A 305-nucleotide genomic window follows, 5' to 3' on the forward strand; every position below is an offset into this window, starting at 1 on the left:
CTTTAGAATTTAAAGTATTCCAAGGCGATGAAGATGGATATTTCAACAACTTAACTGAAATTCCAAATGGTGGTAGAACATTTGATACTACTCCAACATTTATAGGTAAATCAGTTGCTAATGATACTTTAGTATTATTATTTGTAAAACCAAATAATGCTACAGGTAAAGATGAAGCAATTATGAAAGAATTCCAAGCTGCACCAGATGGAACATTTACATATACTCCTGATTTAACAAACAGAGTAGATGGTAGTGGTTGGGAAGTTGGAACATATAAAGTATATTTATCAAGCTTAAAAACA

The 305-nt window shown here is 30.8% G+C and carries 1 protein-coding gene; it reads left to right on the forward strand.

What is annotated here, in order from left to right; all coding sequences use genetic code 11:
- A partial coding sequence (locus KJR01_RS10100) for a hypothetical protein (RefSeq protein WP_214119122.1) occupies positions 1-305 on the forward strand: 305 nt, incomplete at both ends.

The organism is Campylobacter sp. 2018MI10 (assembly GCF_018501175.1).
In the GTDB taxonomy this organism is placed as follows: domain Bacteria; phylum Campylobacterota; class Campylobacteria; order Campylobacterales; family Campylobacteraceae; genus Campylobacter_E.